Here is a 19,406-nt window from a genome sequence, read left to right on the forward strand (position 1 = left end):
AGGCTAAGCACCATGCCTGAGTACGCCGACGACGAGCTCGCCGCCCATCTGCGGGCGGCGATCATGCGCCTGCGCCGCCGGCTGGTGCAGGAGACCGACAGTGAGCTCTCCATCCCGGCGATGACGGTGCTCGGTCTCCTGCACCGCCGGGGGGAGCAGACCGTGGGTCAGCTCGCCGCGGCCGAGCGGGTCCAGCCGCCCAGCATGACCCGGACGGTCACCTGCCTCGAGCGCGACGGCCTGGTCGCCCGCCGCCAGGGGGAGAGCGACCGCCGTCAGGTGGTCGTCTCGATCACCGAGGACGGGCGGACGCGCCTGGCCGCCGACCGCGATCGGCGTACCGAATGGCTGGCCCGCCGGTTGGCCGATCTCACCCCCGACGAACGCGCCGTCCTCGACGAGGCGGCCCCCATCCTGGAAGGACTGGCCACAGCTTGAGCCCCACGTTCCGAGCGCTGCGCAATCCCAACTACCGGCTCTACCTGGCCGGGAGTGTGGTGTCGAACATCGGCACCTGGATGATGCGCATCGCCCAGGACTGGCTCGTGCTCAGCCTCGGTGGGGGCGGTACGGCGCTCGGCATCACCACCGGACTCCAGTTCCTGCCGGTCCTCCTCCTCAGCCCGTACGCCGGCCTGATCGCAGACCGGATGCCCAAGCGTCGGCTGCTGCAGTATGCGCAGGGCTTCATGGGCCTGGTGTCCCTGGTGCTCGGTGTGATCGCGGTGCTGGGATTCGCCGAGATCTGGATGGTCTACGTGCTGGCGTTCCTCTTCGGGATCGGGTCGGCCTTCGACGCACCGACCCGGCAGTCCTTCGTCTCCGAGATGGTGGGGCCCGACGACCTGACCAACGCGGTCGGGCTCAACTCCGCGTCCTTCAACACCGCGCGCCTGCTGGGCCCGGCCATCGCCGGGCTGCTCATCGGTCTGCTCGGCGACACCGCGGAGGCGACCGGCTGGGTGATCCTGCTCAACGCCCTGTCCTATCTCGCGGTGATCATCCAGCTCCAGCGGATGAACATCTCCCTGCTGCACTCTCCGGAACTGGTGATCCGCGGCAAGGGGCAGCTCCGTGAGGGGGTGCGCTACCTGCGCGGCCAGCCCAAGCTTCTGGCGGTCCTGGTGATCGTCTTCTTCGCCGGCACCTTCGGCATGAACTTCCAGGTGACCTCCGCGCTGATGGCCACCCAGGAGTTCGGCAAGGGCGCGGGGGAGTTCGGCCTGCTCGGCTCGACCGTGGCGATCGGCTCACTGGCCGGAGCGCTGATGGCCGCCCGCCGGGTCTCGGTGCCCTTCAAACTCATCGTCGGCGCGGGGCTGGCCTTCGGGGCGGCCGAGATCATCGCCGGCGTGCTGCCGAGCTACCTCCTCTTCGCGCTGTTCACGCCGGTGATCGGGTTCAGCACCCTGACCCTGCTCAACTCGGCCAACGCCACCATGCAGCTGGGGAGCGACCCGGCCCTGCGCGGGCGGGTGATGGCGATCTACATGACCGTGGTCATGGGCGGTACGCCGCTCGGGGCGCCGATCATCGGCTGGATCGGTGAGTCCTTCGGCGCCCGCTGGACGCTGATCCTCGGTGGAGCCCTCGTCATCCTCGGCACCCTCGTCGCGGTGGCCCTGCTCGCGCGCCTCCAGCAGCGGTCCTTTGCGGACGTGCGCAAGGCCGCGCGCGCAGCATTTTGACCCTGCTCACGACCACTCCGTACACTTTCGTGCGTGTCTGGGACAACCAGGCCGTTGCGCGTGCTCGGAAACTGTTCGTCGGCCAAGGCCGCGGGCGACGGGTAGGCACGCCCCGGTTCCCGCCGGCTTGCTCAGCGCCGGGACCGACCAGGCTGGGCGACACGCCCGACCTCGGGGGGCGGACGACACCGGTTGGTAGCGCACCACCCGGACACGACGCCAGAGATGGCAGGGCCGGAGACGGTCACCGAAGCCAGTGATGGCAGAACAATCCTTCGCGGCAGATCGTCGCGTCGTGAGAGCAGAGAAGAAGGGGAACCACCAGGTGCCCACTATCCAGCAGCTGGTCCGTAAGGGCCGCCAGGACAAGGTGTCGAAGAACAAGACGCCTGCCCTGAAGGGATCGCCGCAGCGCCGAGGCGTCTGCACCCGCGTCTACACCACCACGCCCAAGAAGCCGAACTCCGCCCTCCGCAAGGTCGCCCGTGTGCGCCTGAGCAGCGGCGTCGAGGTCACCGCTTACATCCCCGGCGTGGGCCACAACCTCCAGGAGCACTCCATCGTGCTCGTCCGCGGCGGTCGTGTGAAGGACCTCCCCGGTGTCCGTTACAAGATCATCCGCGGCACCCTCGACACCCAGGGTGTCAAGAACCGCAAGCAGGCTCGCAGCCGCTACGGCGCCAAGAAGGAGAAGTAATGCCGCGCAAGGGTCCGGCCCCCAAGCGGCCGATCGACGTCGACCCCGTCTACGGGTCGCAGCTGGTCACCCAGCTTGTCTCCAAGGTGCTCCAGGACGGTAAGAAGCAGACCGCCCAGCGCATCGTCTACACCGCTCTCGAGGGCTGCCGTGAGAAGACCGGCACCGACCCCGTCGTGACGCTCAAGCGTGCGATGGACAACGTCAAGCCCGCGATCGAGGTCAAGTCCCGACGCGTCGGTGGTGCGACCTACCAGGTTCCGATCGAGGTCAAGGGCACCCGGGGTACCACCCTGGCGCTGCGCTGGCTGGTCGGCTACGCGAAGGTCCGTCGTGAGAAGACGATGGCCGAGCGTCTGATGAACGAGATCCTCGACGCCAGCAACGGCCTCGGTGCCGCGGTGAAGAAGCGCGAGGACACTCACAAGATGGCCGAGTCCAACAAGGCCTTCGCGCACTACCGCTGGTGACCTACGGCGGGACGGTCCCGGCCCACAGGTCGGCGGCCGTCCTGCCCCACCCGCTTACCACCGACACCTAAGGAACGCTGAAGACAGTGGCCGTCGACATCACCACGGACCTCAACGTGGTCCGCAACATCGGCATCATGGCGCACATCGATGCCGGTAAGACCACCACCACCGAGCGCATCCTGTTCTACACCGGTATCTCGTACAAGATCGGTGAGGTCCACGAGGGCGCAGCCACGATGGACTGGATGGAGCAGGAGCAGGAGCGCGGCATCACGATCACGTCCGCCGCGACGACCTGCTGGTGGAAGGACCACCAGATCAACATCATCGACACCCCGGGGCACGTCGACTTCACCGTCGAGGTGGAGCGTTCGCTGCGCGTCCTGGACGGTGCCGTCGCCGTCTTCGACGGTGTGGCCGGTGTCGAGCCGCAGTCGCAGACCGTGTGGCGCCAGGCGAACAAGTACGCCGTTCCGCGGATGTGCTTCGTCAACAAGCTGGACCGCACCGGTGCCGACTTCTACAAGTGCGTCGACTCGATCGTCGACAAGCTGCACGCCACCCCGCTGGTCCTGCAGCTGCCGATCGGTGCCGAGTCCGACTTCATCGGCGTCGTCGACCTCGTCGAGATGAACGCCAAGCTCTGGCGCGGGGAGACCCAGCAGGGCGAGGACTACGTCGTCGAGGAGATCCCCGCCGACATGGTCGAGCAGGCCGCCGAGTGGCGCGAGAAGCTCGTCGAGACCCTCGCCGAGGCCGACGACGCGATCATGGAGGTCTACCTCGAGGAGGGCGACGTCTTCGACGTGCCCACCCTGAAGGCCGCCATCCGTCGCGCGACCCTCGCGGACAAGCTCAACCCGATCCTCACCGGCACCGCGTTCAAGAACAAGGGCGTCCAGCCCCTGCTCGACGCGATCGTCGCCTACCTGCCCTCGCCCATCGACGTCGAGTCGATCGTCGGCCACGACGTGAAGGACGAGGAGGTCGAGGTCGCGCGCAAGCCTTCGGAGACCGAGCCGTTCTCCGGTCTGGTCTTCAAGATCGCCTCCGACCCGCACCTGGGCAAGCTGTTCTACCTGCGCGTCTACTCCGGCAAGGTCGAGGCGGGTGCGACCGTGGTCAACCCGATCAACGGCCGCAAGGAGCGGATCGGCAAGATCTACCAGATGCACTCCAACAAGCGCGAGGAGATCGCGTCGGTGGGTGCGGGCCAGATCGTCGCGGTCATGGGTCTGAAGGACACCAAGACCGGTCACACCCTGTGCGACCCGGCCAACCCGGTCGTGCTGGAGTCGATGACCTTCCCGGCTCCGGTGATCGAGGTCGCCATCGAGCCGAAGACCAAGGGCGACCAGCAGAAGCTCGGTACGGCGATCCAGCGCCTGACCGAGGAGGACCCGACCTTCACCGTCAAGACCGACGAGCAGACCGGCCAGACCATCATCGCGGGTATGGGCGAGCTCCACCTCGAGGTCTTCGTCGACCGGATGAAGCGTGAGTTCAAGGTCGAGGCGACCGTCGGCAAGCCGCAGGTGGCCTACCGCGAGACCATCCGCCGCAAGGTGGCGAACCACAGCTACACGCACAAGAAGCAGACCGGTGGTTCGGGCCAGTTCGCGAAGGTCGTCATCTCCGTCGAGCCCAGCATCGACGAGGAGACCGGCACCGGAGCGGGCTACGAGTTCGTCAACAACGTGACCGGTGGTCGCGTGCCGAAGGAGTACATCCCCTCGGTCGACCAGGGCGCCCAGGACGCCATGGAGTTCGGCATCCTCGCCGGCTACCCCATGGTGGACGTGAAGGTCGCTCTGGAGGACGGCGCCTACCACGACGTCGACTCCTCCGAACTCGCCTTCAAGATCGCCGGCAACCAGGCCTTCAAGGAGGCCGTCCGCCAGGCCAAGCCGGTGCTGCTGGAGCCGATGTTCGCCGTCGAGGTCACGACCCCGGAGTCGTTCCTCGGCACCGTCATCGGCGACATCAACAGCCGTCGTGGCCAGGTCCAGGCGCAGGAGGAGCGGCACGGCGACATGGTCGTCGAGGCCCTTGTGCCGCTGTCAGAGATGTTCGGGTACGTTGGCGACCTGCGGTCCAAGACCTCGGGTCAGGCCTCGTACTCGATGGAGTTCGACTCGTACGCCGAGGTTCCGCAGAACATCGCCGACGAGATCATCAAGAAGGCCCGCGGCGAGTGACCCCTTCGGGGATCCGGCGCAGCGTGCCCTCGGCACCACCCACTCAGTACGAGTCAGTCAAGAAAAACACACCAGGAGGAGCCCACAGTGGCTAAGGCGAAGTTCGAGCGGACCAAGCCGCACGTGAACATCGGCACCATCGGTCACATCGACCACGGTAAGACGACCCTCACCGCGGCGATCTCGAAGGTGCTGCACGACAAGCACCCCGACCTCAACGAGGAGTCGCCCTTCGACTCCATCGACAAGGCGCCCGAAGAGCGTCAGCGCGGCATCACCATCTCGATCGCGCACATCGAGTACCAGACCGAGGCGCGTCACTACGCCCACGTCGACTGCCCCGGTCACGCCGACTACGTGAAGAACATGATCACCGGTGCGGCGCAGATGGACGGTGCCATCCTGGTGGTTGCCGCCACCGACGGCCCGATGCCGCAGACCCGTGAGCACGTGCTGCTCGCCCGCCAGGTCGGCGTCCCCGCCCTGGTGGTCGCGCTCAACAAGTGCGACATGGTCGACGACGAGGAGCTCATCGAGCTCGTCGAGATGGAGGTGCGCGAGCTCCTCAGCGAGTACGACTTCCCGGGCGACGACATCCCCGTCGTTCGCGTGGCCGCCTTCCCCGCCCTCCAGGGCGAGCAGAAGTGGGTCGACTCGGTCGCCGAGCTGATGAGCACGGTCGACGACTACATCCCGACCCCGGCCCGTGACACCGAGAAGCCGTTCCTCATGCCTGTCGAGGACGTCTTCACCATCACCGGTCGTGGCACCGTGATCACCGGTCGTATCGAGCGCGGCATCGTCAAGGTCGGCGAGGAGGTCGAGATCATCGGCATCCGCGAGGCCTCGCAGAAGACCACCGTCACCGGTGTCGAGATGTTCCGCAAGCTCCTCGACGAGGGCCAGGCCGGTGAGAACGTCGGTCTGCTCCTGCGCGGTACCAAGCGCGAGGACGTCGAGCGCGGCATGGTCGTGATCAAGCCGGGGACCACCACCCCGCACACGAACTTCGAGGCCTCGGTCTACATCCTGAGCAAGGAGGAGGGCGGCCGCCACACGCCGTTCTTCAACAACTACCGTCCGCAGTTCTACTTCCGTACCACGGACGTGACCGGCGTCGTGACCCTTCCCGAGGGCACCGAGATGGTCATGCCGGGTGACAACACCGAGATGAGCGCCGAGCTCATCCAGCCTGTCGCCATGGAAGAGGGCGACAAGTTCGCGATCCGTGAGGGTGGCCGCACCGTCGGCGCCGGCCGGATCACCAAGGTCGTCAAGTGATCTGACGCGGACACCGTCCGCACTGTGAAGGGCGCTCCCACTTCGGTGGGGGCGCCCTTTCGCATTTCCCGGCCGGCACGCCTCCACAGCGGGACCCTCGGGCCTGACCCCCGCTGCGTGCAGGGCCGGTTGTCGCCCGACAACGGCGCCGGAGCATTCCGTGCGGCTGTGCACGCCAGCGGAAAAGTGCCAACGTCGATTGTCGAAGAACGCCGTCGCCGTTCGACGCATGTTGGAGAGCAGGTCCACCAACAAACCACGAGGAGTGATCGAGATGCCCCGTTTCATGGGATTCGTGAGGATGGCGGAAGGCATCGGCACGCCGCCGCAGGCGATGTTCGATGCGATGGAGGCACATATCGGTGAGCGGGCTGCGAAGGGTGTGTTCCTCGACGGCGGCGGCCTGTACGGCACCGAGGACGCCGTGAACTTCGTCGTTCGACAGGGCGAGGTCAGCCGGGTCGACGGACCCTACGCCGAGGCCAAGGAGGTCGTCGGTGGCTGGGCCATCATGAACTACGACACCGTCGAGGAGGCCGTGGCCGACCAGCGCGAGTTCGCCGAACTGCATGCCAAGCACTGGCCTGAGGCGACTGTGATCGCGACCCTGAGGCAGATCTCGGAGGCGCCGGAGGAGCCGGGCGACTGAGCGGAATCACTACGCTGGCCGGGTGCCGGAAGGGATCAGCGCCGAGGACCCGAGCGAGGTCGTCCTCGCCGCGTGGCGGGCCGAGTCGGCCCGCCTCGTCGGCGCACTCACCCGGATGACCGGTGACCTGGAACTGGCCGAGGACCTGGCCCAGGACGCCCTGGTGGCCGCCCTCGAGCAGTGGCCCGCGACCGGCGTCCCGCACAACCCGGCGGCCTGGCTGATGACCACCGCGAAGCGGCGCGGCATCGACCACTTCCGACGGGCCGACAATCTCCGAGGCAAGCTCGCCGAGGTCGCGCATGCGCGCCGGGGACAGGAGGCGCAGATGCCCGATCTGGACGATCAGGTCGACCACGTCGAGGACGACGTCCTGCGACTGATCTTCTTGTCCTGCCACCCTGCGCTGTCCCCCGACTCCCGAGCCGCCCTGACCCTACGCCTGGTGGGAGGACTGACCACCCGCGAGATCGCGCGCGGATTCCTCACCACCGAGGCCGCGATGGGCCAGCGGATCTCGCGAGCCAAACGCACCCTGTCCGAGGCGCACGCCGAGTTCGAGTTGCCCACCGCGGCGCAGCGGGACAGCCGCCTGGACGATGTCATGGCGGTCATCTACCTGATCTTCAACGAGGGCTACGCCGCCACCGCGGGGGAGGAGTGGACGCGGCCAGAACTCGCCGCGGAGGCGATCCGGCTCGCTGGGATGCTCTCGGACCTGACCCCGGAGGAGCCGGAGGTGCTCGGGCTGGAGGCATTGGTGGCGCTCCAGGGGTCGCGGCTGTCCGCCCGCGTCGACGAGCGCGGTGCGCCGGTCCTGCTGGAGGCCCAGGACCGATCGCGCTGGGACCGGTCTCTGATCCGCAGCGGGACGGCGGCACTACGGCGGGCCGAACGGCTCGCCACTCGCGGGACACCGGTCGGGAAGTACTTCCTCCAGGCCTCGATCGCGGCTCAGCATGCGCGCGCCGAGCGTGCCGAGGACACGGACTGGCGTCAGATCGCGGCGCTGTACGACGTACTGGCCCGGGCCGCGCCAGGGCCGGTCGTGGAGGTGAACCGTGCGGTGGCGCACGGACGCGCCTTCGGCCCGGACTCAGGTCTTGCCGTGCTGGCGACGCTGGCCGGGGGCGCGCTGGCCGACTCTCCGTTGCTGCCCAGCGTGCGAGGCGATCTGCTCGAGCGGGCGGGACGGCACCGGGAAGCGGCCGGGGCCTTCACCGAGGCGGCGGCGCGCACCCGGAACCAGAGCGAGCGCGCGGTCCTGCGCGGTCGGGCCGAACTGAACCTGGCACGCGCCTCGGAGCATGGGTGAGCCTGAACGCCGAGCGGCCCGCATGCGGGGTGCATGCGGGCCGCTCGGGGTCGCGGTGGGCCCAGTCGGTGGGCCGAGCCGGTGGGCTCAGTCGGTGGCGGGCTCGGTGCGCCGCAGCATCACGACGAACGCGAGCGTGACCAGGCACAGCACGGCGGCGACGAGCCAGATCACGGAGAAGGCCGCCTCGGAGGGAACCGCGGAGCCATTCAGCACCATCGAGCTCAGGATCATTCCGAACACGACCGTGCCGAGGGAGCCGGCGGAGGTGCGGAGCATGTTGTACATGCCGGTGTTGATGCCCGCAGAGGCGGGATCGCTGCGCTGGAGCAGCATGGTGGGCAGCATCGACATGGCGATCGCGATGCCGAAGGAGGCCACCATGTTGCCGCCCAGAACGGCCGCGAGGGAGCCGTGCCAGGTCGCCAGCGAGGCGTACCCCGCGGCAGCCAGGACCATGCCGATCCCGAGCGCGTTGGCGTGACCGACCCGCGCCGCGAGGCGTGCGGCCACGAATCCGGCGACGGCCGCCGCGATGGCGGGGGGTGCCAACAGGTAGCCGATCTGGACCGGCTCGAGGGACAGGCCGTAGCCCAGGGTCTCCCGGGGGAGGCCGGCGTAGATCGAGTACATCGTCATCAGGCCGAAGAAGACGAAGCCGTCGACGGCTGCGACGACGAACAACGGCGCGGTGAGCCGACGGCTCAGCCGGCGTACGTCCACCAGCGGGTTGGCGACACGCAGTTCGAGCAGGACCCACGCGGCCAGGGCGATGACCCCGCCCACGACCGCCCCGGTGACGGCGCCGCTCCAGCCCTGCTTGGGCTGCTGGGAGAGGCCGTAGAGCAGGACGGCCAGCCCGATGCCGAGCAGGGCGGCGCCCGGCCAGTCGATGCGGCCGGCCGCGCGGGTGGTGGTCTCCTTGACCAGGAAGATCGGCACCGCCAAGCAGATCGTCATGAAGATGACCGGGATCCACAGCGTGGTGCGCAGGTCACCGGTCCAGTCCATCACCTGGCCGCTCAGGATGCCGCCGACCGAGACGCCGAGGGTCAGGCTGCCGACCAGCAGGCCGATGCCCAGGCCGGCGGAGCTGCCGCCGCGCTCGCGGACGATCGCGAACTCCAGGGGGAGGAAGACGGTCAGGGCGCCGATGAGGACCCGACCGAGGATCAGCATGTGGTAGTTCGGGGCCGTCGCGACCAGCACAGCGCCGACGATGGTGATCGCGATGGCGACGGCGAGCATCCGGCGATGGCCGGTCTTGTCCCCGAGCTTGGCCAGCACCGGCACGAAGATCGCTGCCGCGAGCAGGTAGGACGAGGTCACCCATCCGACCTGGCCGGCCGAGATCTCGAACTCGTGTGTGACGGCAGTGAGGAGCGGCTGCATCCAGCCCTGGAGCATGCCGCTGCAGAACTCGACGAAGATCAGGGCTCCCACCATTCCCAGGGCGGCGGGAGCGGGTGGGCGAGAGTCGCGTCGGGGGGTCGTGGCACTCGGGCGCACGGACGCCGTACTGGCCATCGGGGCCTCCTGGAAGATGAGGTGTGTCGGGGGTCACGGGTGATGCCGGGTCATCCCAGCAGAGCCGGGGTTCCAGCGCGGAATTCGGGAGTCCATTCCAGCTGCTTCTGCCGGATTCAGCCGCAATGGGACGGTCTGTGCCCAGGATCCGTCTGTCCCGTGCCGCGGGCCGGAGCCTCCTCCGGGCGAAACGGGGCCTGGGCCGAGTCGGCTCGCGGCGGTACGACGTCCTACCGGTGCCCGTCCGGGGGCCCGCTGCCTCACGGGTCGGGCGCCGGCGTGCACGGAACCTGAGGAGTCTTCGGCGCTTCCCCCCGGGGCGCCTCCTAGGAGCGCGCCGGGTCGGAGGGGTCGTCGCCGATCAGCCAGGGGAGGGGCGGTGAACCGGTCCAGCTCGGCGGTTCACGCAGGTCGGTGGAGGCGGTCCTCCTGGCCCGCCCGTGCTGATCCAGGATCCGTCCGACCCGCTTGACGCTGTGCAGGATGACGCAGCGGTCGACCACCTGGCCGGTCCTGCTCAGCTTGGCGAGCTGGGCCTCGAGTGCGGGAACCTCACCCGGCTCGGGGACCCAGGCCTGGGCCATCAGGTTGGAGGCGCCGTCCACCGAGCCGACGAACCGGATGTAGGGGTGCTGGGCGATCGCGCGACCGAAGGCGTCGAGCCCGTCGGCCGCGACCCGGAGGAAGAGCCACACGCCGACCGGAGTCTGTGAGCGCCCGCGGGCGAGGTCGCAGCGGAGCCGGAGCTGGCCGTTCCCGAGCAGCAGGTTGAGGCGCCGGCGTACCGTCGTCTCGCTCAGCCCGGTGAGCTGGGCGAGTTCGGAGGTGCTGAGCCGACCGTCGCGCCCGAGGGCCGCTGCGATCGCCCAGTCCTGGGTCGTGGGCGGGGTCGCGGGCCGGACGGCGTGCTCGGGGCTGAGGGCGAGGATGTCCCGCTCCGCCGGTGTCGGGGCACGCCAGTCCGAGCCGTCCGCGAACTGTTTGAACTCGAGTCGGGTGTTGATGCCGAGTACGCCGTCCAGGCCGGAGAAGCGGCGCAGGACGTACTCCGACATCTCCGTGGCCGATCGGGTGATGAGGGTGAGGATGAGCTCGCGACCGCCCGTGGTGATGTCGATGTTCATGCACTGGGGGTCCTGGGCCAAGGACTCCGCGATCTCGAAGGTGCGTGCGGCGACACAGCGCAGTTCGATCAGGGCGGTCATCCGGCGGGGGGTCCGGAGGGGATAGGCGGCCACCCACGCCTCCCCGGCCGCGGTGAGGCGCTGCCATCGGCGCGCCGCCGTCGCCGGGTCGATCTGCAGGACGCGACCCACGCTCGCCCAGGAGGCGCGCGGATTGACCTGGAGGGCGTTGATCAGGGCGAACGCGTCCTCATCGGATACGCCGGAGCCGTCGAGCAGTGCAGGAGCCACGCACGCCACCTCCGCTCCGTGTGGTCCGCGAGCCGATCCTAGAAGACTCCTCAGCGCCCCCCCATGGTTCGCGGCGCCGGCCGCGGAGACGACGACGCCCCGGGACGGAGATCGTCCCGGGGCGCCGAAGGGATGTGGGTTCGGTCAGCAGGCCTTCGCGTAGCCGACCTTCTTGGGCCGCGGCGCCTTGACGTTGACTCCGCCGCGCTTCTCCATCGAGAAGGTGCGCGCGGTGTCGATCTGGAGTCGGGAGTGGTTGGTCGCCCGCCGCTTGGAGCCCTCGAGCGCCACCCGCATGGTGAGCGGCGTGTCGGAGTACGCCGCGCGCGTCGTACGCCGGATCGGGTCGGAGTCGACGAACCAGGTGATGTGCTTGCGCGTCACCTGGACGGCGTAGGTGTGCCACTGGTCGTTGCGCAGTCCGACCCGCTTCTTGGCGGCCCACTGGCTCTTGCCATGACGGGCGTAGAACCGGACGCTCTTGCGCTTGGGCACGTAGTTCGCCAGCGCGATGTCGCGGGCGCCGCAGTGCCGGGCCGACGTCTTGGCCGGCACGACCTCGACCACGGCGCGGGCGGGCGCCTGGCCACGCTCGTACGCGCGTGCCCGCAGCCGCACCGACCAGCGGCCGACCTTCGCCCGGTCGGCACGCAGCGTGACCGCCATCGTGCCGCGGTTGGCGTTCTCCAGGGTCAGCATGCCGTTCTTGGTGTAGGCCTTGCCGTGCCCCGTCCGCTTCCATTGGCGACTGAGGCCGCCCCGGAAGTGGTCCACGTAGCGGACCGGCGACCAGTTGTAGTCGTAGAAGGCGAAGTCCTTGCCGCCCACGCGTGGGGACGGTGCGGGCTCGGCCGTGGCGGAACTCGGCAGGGTGGCGAGGCTGAGCCCCAGCACCGCCGCAGAGCCGATCGCCGCGCTCCGGCGTACAAGTCGTGTTCTGAGCATCCGGGCACGCTACACAACTCGAGACCTGTGTCCGAACTGTGGAACCGGCCGGCGCCGAGGTCCGGACACGACCCGAGCGGGAATGCCTTGTCCCGGAGTGCGCCAGAACCTACAGTCCGATCTGTGAGGCCGATCACGGCCCTGCGACGGGCCGTACGGCCCACCTCGGACCCCATTCACCTTCATCAGTTCATCGGCGGGAGCACACACGGCATGAAGACGCGCGCAGCAATTCTTCGCGAGATCAACACCCCCTGGAGCATCGAGGAGATCGAACTCGACCCGCCGAAGCGGGGGGAGGTGCTGGTCAAGATGGCGGCCTCGGGTCTGTGCCACTCCGACGAGCACCTGGTCACCGGTGACCTGGCCGGAGCCGCCGCCGGGCCGCCGGTCATCGGAGGCCACGAGGGCGCCGGCGTCGTCCAGGAGGTGGGCGAGGGAGTGACCTCCGTCCAGCCCGGCGACCACGTCGTGTTCGGCTTCATCCCCGCGTGCGGCCGTTGCGCGGCGTGCGTCGAGGGACACTCCAACCTGTGTGACATGGGCGGCGCCCTGGCCATGGGTGTGCAGGCCGACGGCACCTCCCGACACCACTCCTCCGACGGGCTCGACCTGGGCCTGATGTGCGGGCTGGGCACCTTCGCGGAGCACACCGTCGTCAACGAGGCCTCGGTGGTCAAGATCGACCCGGGCTGGCCGCTGGACAAGGCCTGCCTGCTCGGGTGCGGTGTGGTGACCGGATGGGGGTCGGCGGTCAACGCCGCCCAGGTCCAGGTGGGTGACTACGTCGCGGTCGTGGGTGCCGGCGGCATCGGCTCCAACGCCATCCAGGGCGCCAGGATGGCCGGGGCCCGTGCGATCGCGGCGATCGACCCGGTGGAGTTCAAGCGCGAGAAGGCGGTCGAGTTCGGCGCCACGCACACCTACGCCTCGGTCGAGGAGGCGCAGGAGAAGATCGCGGAGTCCACCTGGGGCCGCGGTTTCGACAAGGTCATCATGACCATGGGGGTCGGCGACGGTGACGTGGTGGGCGAGGCCTTCAAGCTCGGCGCCAAGCGCTCGCGGATCGTGATCACGCAGATCCACCCGACCAGCGAGCAGAGCCTGGCCATCCCCGGCTCCATCCTCACGCTCTTCGAGAAGCAGATCGTCGGCTCCCTGTTCGGCTCGGCCAACATCCGCACCGCGATCCCGCGCCTGATGGAGCTCTATCTGCAGGGTCAGTACAACCTGGACGGCCTGGTCACCCACACCTACGACCTCGAGGGCGTCAACAAGGGGTACGACGCGATGCGCAACGGCGAGAACATCCGCGGCGTCATCATCTACGACTGAGTCCGGCGCAGGCCCGGACCTGCCCTTCGACACTGGCCCGATCGGCGCTCCGCCGATCGGGCCAGTGCGTTGCCGGGTCACTAGGATCGGAGCCGTCATGACGCAGCCAGATCCCGGTGCCGCCGGCGGCACCCGCCCCGCCCGCCCGCACCACAAGTTCACCGCCGACGGCCGCCGGATGCGGGAGGTGCTCTCCTACTCCCGCCGGGGGAGCAGGTTCACCCCCAACCAGCAGGAGGCATGGGACGCGCACCATGAGGGATGGGTGATCCCGGACGAGGCTGTCGAGGCGCCCGACTTCTCCTGGTCGGACTGGTTCGGTCGGGAGGCGCCGCTGATCGTCGAGATCGGCTCGGGTGTGGGGGAGGCGACCGCCGCCCTGGCCGCGGCCCGGCCCGAGTGCAACGTCTTGGCGCTGGAGGTGTGGCGCCCCGGGGTGGCAGACACGCTGTGGCGCGTCGCCGAGGCGGGTGCGGACAACGTGCGGATGTGCAGTGTGGATGCGGTCTGGACGATGGAACATCTGATCGCGCCGCACAGCATCGAGGAGCTGTGGACCTTCTTCCCCGACCCGTGGCACAAGAAGCGTCACCACAAGCGTCGGCTGGTGGCGCCGTCCTTCGCCCGGCTCGTCGTGTCCCGGCTGGTGCCGGGTGGCACCTGGCGACTGGCCACCGACTGGGCCGACTACGCCGAGCAGATGGTCGAGGTCCTCGACGCCGAGCCCGGACTCACCGGCGGAGTCGTGGACCGGTGGGCCGAGCGACCGGTCACCAAGTTCGAGCGCAAGGGCCTGGCGGCCGACCGCACCATCACCGACCTGCGCTACACGACCTCGGCCTGACCCGACGACGACGTCCTCCGCAGTTCGCCGGAGTCGACCCTGACGGCGCCCGCCCCCCGATCGCCCATGTCAGGATCTACCCAGATCCGGCGTCGGCAGGTGTCGATCCGGAGATCGGCGCTTCGACCTGTGTACGACTCTGTTCCGAGACAACCCGAGGACGATCCATGCGCACCCTGATCTACACCGCCTTCGTATCCCTCGACGGCGTCGTCGATTCCCCCGGCGGAGGCCCGACCGAGCCCCACCGGAGCGGAGGCTGGACCCACCGCGGCATCGAATTCCTACCCGAGGTCTACGAACTGAAGGCCGCGGAGCAGGAGGAGGCAGCGGCGATGCTGCTCGGCCGGACCAGCTACGACGCGTTCAGCAAGGTGTGGCCCTCGATGGTCGAGGAGTTCGCCGGCTGGAACGCGATGCCCAAGTACGTCGTCTCGACCACCCTCCAGGTGGAGGACCTGGTCGATGGCTGGGGGGAGATCAGCATCCTGCGAGGTCTCGACGACGTCGCCGCGCTGAAGCAGACCGACGGCGGCCCGATCGTGGTGCAGGGCAGTGCGGCCCTGGCACGCGGGCTGGCCGACGCCGACCTGATCGACCGCTACCACCTGCTGGTCTTCCCGGTCGTCCTCGGTGCCGGCAAGCGGATGTTCAGCGAGACCGACAAGGACAAGCACACCCTGGCTCTGCGGGAGAGCCGGGCCTACGCCAACGGCGTGGTCAAGCTGGTCTATGACGTCCAGCACGCCATGACGGAATAGCCAGGGCCCGGCCGGAGGTTGCCGACGGACATGACCACTACGGATACCTTCGGCACCTACGGCGTCTGGTACGGCGGCCCGCGAGTCGACCCGACCCTCGCCTCGGCCACGGAGCGACTCGGGTACGGCACCCTGTGGATCGGCGGTTCGCCGCCGGCCGACCTCCGCATCGTCGAGGAGGTGCTCCGGGCCACCGAGCGGATCGTGATCGCCACCGGGATCGTCAACATCTGGACCGCGGAGCCGGTCGAGGTGGCCGCGTCGTACCGGCGGATCGAGGAGGAGCACCCGGGTCGGTTCGTACTCGGGATCGGCTCGGGCCACCAGGAGGCCACGCCGCACCGGGCTCGACCGCTGGCGGCGCTGCGTGACTACCTCGATGTCCTCGATGCCGAGGGGGTGCCGGCGGACCGCCGGCTCCTCGCCGCCCTGGGTGACCGGACCCTCGAACTGGCGAAGGAGCGGTCCTTGGGGGCGCATCCCTACCTCACGCTGCCGGACCACACCCGGCATGCGCGCGGTGTGCTGGGGGAGGCGTTCCTGGCTCCGGAGCAGAAGATCGTGCTCGCCCCCGACGCGGAGGAGGCCCGGGCGAAGGCGCGCAAGTACCTCGCGAGGTACTTCGGGCTGAGCAACTACGTGAACGCGTTGATCCGGTTCGGTGTGCCCGCGGCGGACTTCGCCGACGGTGGCTCCGACGCCCTCGTCGATGCCTTGGCCGCCAACCCGACCGCCGCCGCGGCGGTCGCCGCCCTGGAGGGGCACCTCCAGGCAGGTGCCGATCACGTTGCCGTGCAGCCCATCGGCTCGGACCCGGTGGGCCAGTTGGAGCGGCTCTCCGACGCCCTCCGGCTGGTCTGATCCGCCGGTCGGGCGACGCGGCGGCTGGGGTACGCCGCCGGCCGGTCGGGGCCGCACCCTGCGGTGGCTCGACCGCCCGGCGAAGGGCTCCTCGGCCCCGCGGTCCGGGCCCAGCGGAACGCGCGGCCACCATCCCGGCGACCGCGCCGACGCTCGGCTCGGCCTCGGGCTTCCGCCCGGATCGCCGTGGCCAGGTCCGCCCCGTGGGGCACCGTCACCACCACGGATCCGACCAGTGCCGAGGGGGAGCGCCAACGATTTGGACGACACGCCCGGGATCTGCCAAGATGGACAAGTTGCTCCGGCGGGTCTGCCGGGGTGCGGCACACCTTGACTTCTGAATCGCGTCTCCCTCCCGGGCTGTTTGTCCGCCTGTGGGAAGTGTTCCGAGGTTCAGTGTGCGCCAGCGCCGCCTTCGTGAACGCGAAGGGGAGACCCGATCAGACCTGACACACCGTCAGGGCCACGACAACAGGCGAGATCCAGGTCCCGTGTCAGCCGAAACTAGGCGACACGCCCGACCTCGGGGGTCGGAGCCGAGTGGTGGGCAACAGGGCGGGACAGACTCAAACCCGAGGACATCCCGGTAAACGCACGCGGCAGCTGACGAGAAGGACGAGAGAGACCTATGGCGGGACAGAAGATCCGCATCAGGCTCAAGGCCTATGACCACGAGGTGATCGACACCTCGGCGCGCAAGATCGTGGACACCGTCACCCGTACGGGTGCCAAGGTCGCCGGCCCCGTGCCGCTGCCGACCGAGAAGAACGTGTACTGCGTCATCCGCTCGCCCCACAAGTACAAGGACTCCCGCGAGCACTTCGAGATGCGCACGCACAAGCGCCTCATCGACATCATCGACCCCACCCCGAAGACCGTCGACTCCCTCATGCGGCTCGACCTGCCGGCCGGTGTCGACATCGAGATCAAGCTCTGAGGTCTGAAGTAATGACGATCGAACGCAACGTGAAGGGGCTGCTGGGCACCAAGCTCGGCATGACCCAGCTGTGGGACGACAACAACCGGATCGTCCCGGTGACCGTGATCGCCGCGAACACCAACGTGATCACCCAGATCCGCCAGCCCGAGACCGACGGCTACAACGCCATCCAGATCGGCTTCGGCGAGATCGAGGCACGCAAGGTGAACAAGCCGCAGAGCGGTCAGTTCACCAAGGCCGGCACCACGCCGCGCCGCCACTTGACCGAGATCCGCACCGCTGACGCGGCGAGCTACACCCTGGGCCAGGAGATCTCCGTCGACACCTTCGCCGCTGGCGAGGTCATCGACGTCTCCGGCACCACCAAGGGCAAGGGCTTCGCCGGCACGATGAAGCGGCACGGCTTCGCCGGTGTGTCCGCCTCGCACGGCGCGCACCGCAACCACCGCAAGCCCGGCTCGATCGGCGCCTGCGCCACCCCGGGCCGCGTGTTCAAGGGTGTCCGCATGGCCGGCCGGATGGGTACCGACAACGTCACCACCCAGAACGTCACCGTGCACGCCGTGGACGCCGAGAAGGGCCTGATCCTGCTCAAGGGCGCCGTCCCCGGCCCCAAGGGTGGCCTCATCCTGCTCCGCAGCGCCGCGAAGCTGAACCCGACTTCTGGCAAGGAGGCCTGACATGGCTCTCGAGACCGTCAAGGTCGACCTGCCCGCCGCGATCTTCGGCGCGGACGTCAACGTCCCGCTCATCCACCAGGTCGTCGTCGCGCAGCAGGCCGCCGCCCGTCAGGGCACGCACGCCACCAAGACCCGCGGCGAGGTTCGCGGCGGTGGCAAGAAGCCCTACAAGCAGAAGGGCACCGGCCGCGCCCGTCAGGGTTCGACCCGCGCGCCCCAGTTCGCCGGTGGTGGCGTGGTGCACGGCCCGCAGCCGCGCAGCTACGACCAGCGGACCCCCAAGAAGATGAAGGCCGCCGCCCTGCGCGGTGCCCTCTCCGACCGCGCCCGCGCCGACCGCGTCCACGTGGTTGCGGGCTTCGGCATCGAGGAGAAGCCGTCGACCAAGGCCGCCCTCGCCGGGCTGGCCGCGCTGACCGACCGCAACAAGTTCCTCGTCGTGCTCGAGCGCAACGACAGCCTCACCTGGCTCTCGCTGCGCAACGCCGCCGAGGTCCACATCGTGGCCGTCGACCAGCTCAACACCTACGACGTGCTGGCTTCCGACGACGTGGTCTTCACCCAGGGCGCCTACGACGCGCTGATCGACCGCTACCGCGGCGCCACGACCAGCGAGGAGGCTGCCCAGTGAGCACCCTGCACAAGGACCACCGCGATGTCCTGATCGCCCCCGTGGTGTCGGAGAAGAGCTACGGCCTCCTCGACGCCAACAAGTACACCTTCATCGTCCGTCCGGACGCGAACAAGACCGAGATCAAGATCGCGGTCGAGAAGGTGTTCAACGTCAAGGTCACCTCGGTCAACACGCTGAACCGCCCGGGCAAGACGCGCCGTACCCGCAACGGGCTCGGCAAGCGCAAGGACACCAAGCGCGCCATCGTCAGCCTGGCCGACGGCCACCGCATCGACATCTTCTCCGGCACGGCCTGAGGCTGCGGAAAGAAGGACTGAACACATGGCTATCCGTAAGTACAAGCCGACCACCCCGGGCCGTCGTGGCTCCTCGGTGGCCGACTTCGTCGAGATCACCCGGACCACGCCGGAGAAGTCGCTCACGCGTCCGCTGCCGAAGAAGGGCGGTCGCAACAACCAGGGCCGCATCACCACCCGTCACCAGGGTGGCGGTCACAAGCGTGCCTACCGCGTCATCGACTTCCGCCGCTACGACAAGGACGGGATCCCGGCCAAGGTCGCTCACATCGAGTACGACCCCAACCGCACCGCCCGGATCGCGCTGCTGCACTACGCGGACGGCGAGAAGCGCTACATCATCGCGCCGAAGGACCTGACCCAGGGCACCCCCGTGGAGTCCGGCCCGAACGCCGACATCAAGCCCGGCAACAACCTGCCGCTGCGCAACATCCCCGTGGGTACCACCATCCACGCCGTGGAGCTGCGCCCCGGCGGCGGCGCCAAGATCGCCCGCTCCGCGGGCATCAGCGCCCAGCTGGTCGCTCGTGAGGGCAGCCGCGCCACGCTGCGCATGCCTTCCGGCGAGATGCGCTTCGTCGACGTCCGCTGCCGCGCCACCATCGGTGAGGTCGGCAACGCCGAGCAGTCGAACATCAACTGGGGCAAGGCCGGCCGGATGCGGTGGAAGGGCAAGCGCCCGACCGTCCGTGGTGTCGTGATGAACCCGATCGACCACCCGCACGGTGGCGGTGAGGGCAAGACCTCCGGTGGCCGCCACCCGGTCTCGCCCTGGGGCAAGCCCGAGGGCCGTACGCGTAAGCGCAAGGCCTCCGACTCCCAGATCATTCGCCGCCGTAAGTCCGGCAAGGGTAGGAAGTAACCAAG

20 protein-coding genes are annotated in these 19,406 nt (G+C 69.0%); 17 read left to right on the forward strand and 3 right to left on the reverse strand.

The annotated features are described in order from the left end of the window. Positions 1-12: 12 nt before the first annotated feature. The 8 genes from G515_RS0113735 (at position 13) to G515_RS0113770 (ending at position 8,301) form a co-directional block, all read left to right on the forward strand. A complete protein-coding gene (locus tag G515_RS0113735; protein ID WP_028660596.1) occupies positions 13-438 on the forward strand; it encodes a MarR family winged helix-turn-helix transcriptional regulator in 426 nt (141 codons plus the stop codon). Then, complete coding sequence (locus tag G515_RS0113740) at positions 435-1,688, forward strand: MFS transporter (protein WP_028660597.1); 1,254 nt, start codon at positions 435-437, stop codon at positions 1,686-1,688. Before G515_RS0113735 ends, G515_RS0113740 begins: the two co-directional genes overlap by 4 nt. A 325-nt stretch (positions 1,689-2,013) precedes the next feature. Further along, complete coding sequence (rpsL, locus tag G515_RS0113745; RefSeq protein ID WP_028660598.1) at positions 2,014-2,385, forward strand: 30S ribosomal protein S12; 372 nt, start codon at positions 2,014-2,016, stop codon at positions 2,383-2,385. Beyond that, positions 2,385-2,855: a 30S ribosomal protein S7 gene (gene rpsG, locus G515_RS0113750; RefSeq protein ID WP_028660599.1), complete on the forward strand. Its 471-nt coding sequence runs from the start codon at positions 2,385-2,387 to the stop codon at positions 2,853-2,855. The genes rpsL and rpsG overlap by 1 nt, the downstream gene beginning before the upstream one ends. Positions 2,856-2,941: 86 nt before the next feature. Further along, a complete protein-coding gene (gene fusA / locus G515_RS0113755) occupies positions 2,942-5,056 on the forward strand; it encodes an elongation factor G (protein WP_028660600.1) in 2,115 nt (704 codons plus the stop codon). Between the two features lie 87 nt (positions 5,057-5,143). After that, positions 5,144-6,337 (forward strand): elongation factor Tu, encoded by a 1,194-nt coding sequence (gene tuf, locus G515_RS0113760; RefSeq protein ID WP_028660601.1) that lies wholly within the window; start codon positions 5,144-5,146, stop codon positions 6,335-6,337. Positions 6,338-6,611: 274 nt separating this feature from the next. Next, entirely contained in the window at positions 6,612-6,986 is a 375-nt protein-coding gene (locus tag G515_RS0113765) for a YciI family protein (protein WP_028660602.1), read from the forward strand. 22 nt (positions 6,987-7,008) lie between these two features. Then, positions 7,009-8,301 carry an RNA polymerase sigma factor gene (locus G515_RS0113770; RefSeq protein WP_028660603.1) on the forward strand — a complete coding sequence of 431 codons (1,293 nt, stop codon included), beginning with the start codon at positions 7,009-7,011 and terminating at the stop codon, positions 8,299-8,301. Positions 8,302-8,388: 87 nt separating this feature from the next. Here the strand turns inward: G515_RS0113770 and G515_RS21470 are convergent, their stop codons facing one another. The 3 genes from G515_RS21470 to G515_RS0113785 all read right to left on the reverse strand — a co-directional run bounded on the left by G515_RS21470 (position 8,389) and on the right by G515_RS0113785 (position 12,188). Continuing rightward, positions 8,389-9,744 (reverse strand): MFS transporter, encoded by a 1,356-nt coding sequence (locus G515_RS21470; RefSeq protein ID WP_169570610.1) that lies wholly within the window; start codon positions 9,742-9,744, stop codon positions 8,389-8,391. 410 nt (positions 9,745-10,154) lie between these two features. Next, positions 10,155-11,243: an Lrp/AsnC family transcriptional regulator gene (locus G515_RS21475; protein WP_051218382.1), complete on the reverse strand. Its 1,089-nt coding sequence runs from the start codon at positions 11,241-11,243 to the stop codon at positions 10,155-10,157. A gap of 144 nt (positions 11,244-11,387) precedes the next feature. Beyond that, complete coding sequence (locus G515_RS0113785) at positions 11,388-12,188, reverse strand: family 16 glycosylhydrolase (RefSeq protein ID WP_084653570.1); 801 nt, start codon at positions 12,186-12,188, stop codon at positions 11,388-11,390. A 213-nt stretch (positions 12,189-12,401) separates the two neighbouring features. On the opposite strand from G515_RS0113785, the gene G515_RS0113790 reads away from it, so the two are divergent. From G515_RS0113790 to rplB, 9 genes are all read left to right on the forward strand, one after another. Next, positions 12,402-13,523, forward strand: a complete 1,122-nt coding sequence (locus G515_RS0113790) for an NDMA-dependent alcohol dehydrogenase (protein WP_028660605.1) — start codon at positions 12,402-12,404, stop codon at positions 13,521-13,523. A 97-nt stretch (positions 13,524-13,620) separates the two neighbouring features. After that, positions 13,621-14,367 carry a tRNA (guanosine(46)-N7)-methyltransferase TrmB gene (gene trmB / locus G515_RS0113795; RefSeq protein ID WP_028660606.1) on the forward strand — a complete coding sequence of 249 codons (747 nt, stop codon included), beginning with the start codon at positions 13,621-13,623 and terminating at the stop codon, positions 14,365-14,367. 167 nt (positions 14,368-14,534) lie between these two features. Then, positions 14,535-15,128 (forward strand): dihydrofolate reductase family protein, encoded by a 594-nt coding sequence (locus G515_RS0113800; protein ID WP_028660607.1) that lies wholly within the window; start codon positions 14,535-14,537, stop codon positions 15,126-15,128. Positions 15,129-15,158: 30 nt separating this feature from the next. Beyond that, complete coding sequence (locus G515_RS0113805; protein ID WP_028660608.1) at positions 15,159-15,989, forward strand: TIGR03620 family F420-dependent LLM class oxidoreductase; 831 nt, start codon at positions 15,159-15,161, stop codon at positions 15,987-15,989. Positions 15,990-16,617: 628 nt separating this feature from the next. After that, the gene (gene rpsJ, locus G515_RS0113810; protein WP_008360994.1) at positions 16,618-16,926 is read left to right on the forward strand and encodes a 30S ribosomal protein S10; all 309 of its coding nucleotides are present in this window, start codon (positions 16,618-16,620) and stop codon (positions 16,924-16,926) included. An 11-nt stretch (positions 16,927-16,937) separates the two neighbouring features. Beyond that, complete coding sequence (rplC, locus tag G515_RS0113815; protein WP_028660609.1) at positions 16,938-17,609, forward strand: 50S ribosomal protein L3; 672 nt, start codon at positions 16,938-16,940, stop codon at positions 17,607-17,609. 1 nt (position 17,610) lies between these two features. Then, positions 17,611-18,240 carry a 50S ribosomal protein L4 gene (gene rplD, locus G515_RS21480; RefSeq protein WP_036555540.1) on the forward strand — a complete coding sequence of 210 codons (630 nt, stop codon included), beginning with the start codon at positions 17,611-17,613 and terminating at the stop codon, positions 18,238-18,240. Beyond that, positions 18,237-18,539 carry a 50S ribosomal protein L23 gene (rplW, locus tag G515_RS0113825; RefSeq protein ID WP_028660610.1) on the forward strand — a complete coding sequence of 101 codons (303 nt, stop codon included), beginning with the start codon at positions 18,237-18,239 and terminating at the stop codon, positions 18,537-18,539. Before rplD ends, rplW begins: the two co-directional genes overlap by 4 nt. 25 nt (positions 18,540-18,564) lie before the next feature. Next, positions 18,565-19,401: a 50S ribosomal protein L2 gene (gene rplB / locus G515_RS0113830; RefSeq protein ID WP_028660611.1), complete on the forward strand. Its 837-nt coding sequence runs from the start codon at positions 18,565-18,567 to the stop codon at positions 19,399-19,401. Positions 19,402-19,406 lie beyond the last annotated feature (5 nt).

The organism is Nocardioides insulae DSM 17944 (assembly GCF_000422825.1).
GTDB lineage: Bacteria > Actinomycetota > Actinomycetes > Propionibacteriales > Nocardioidaceae > Nocardioides > Nocardioides insulae.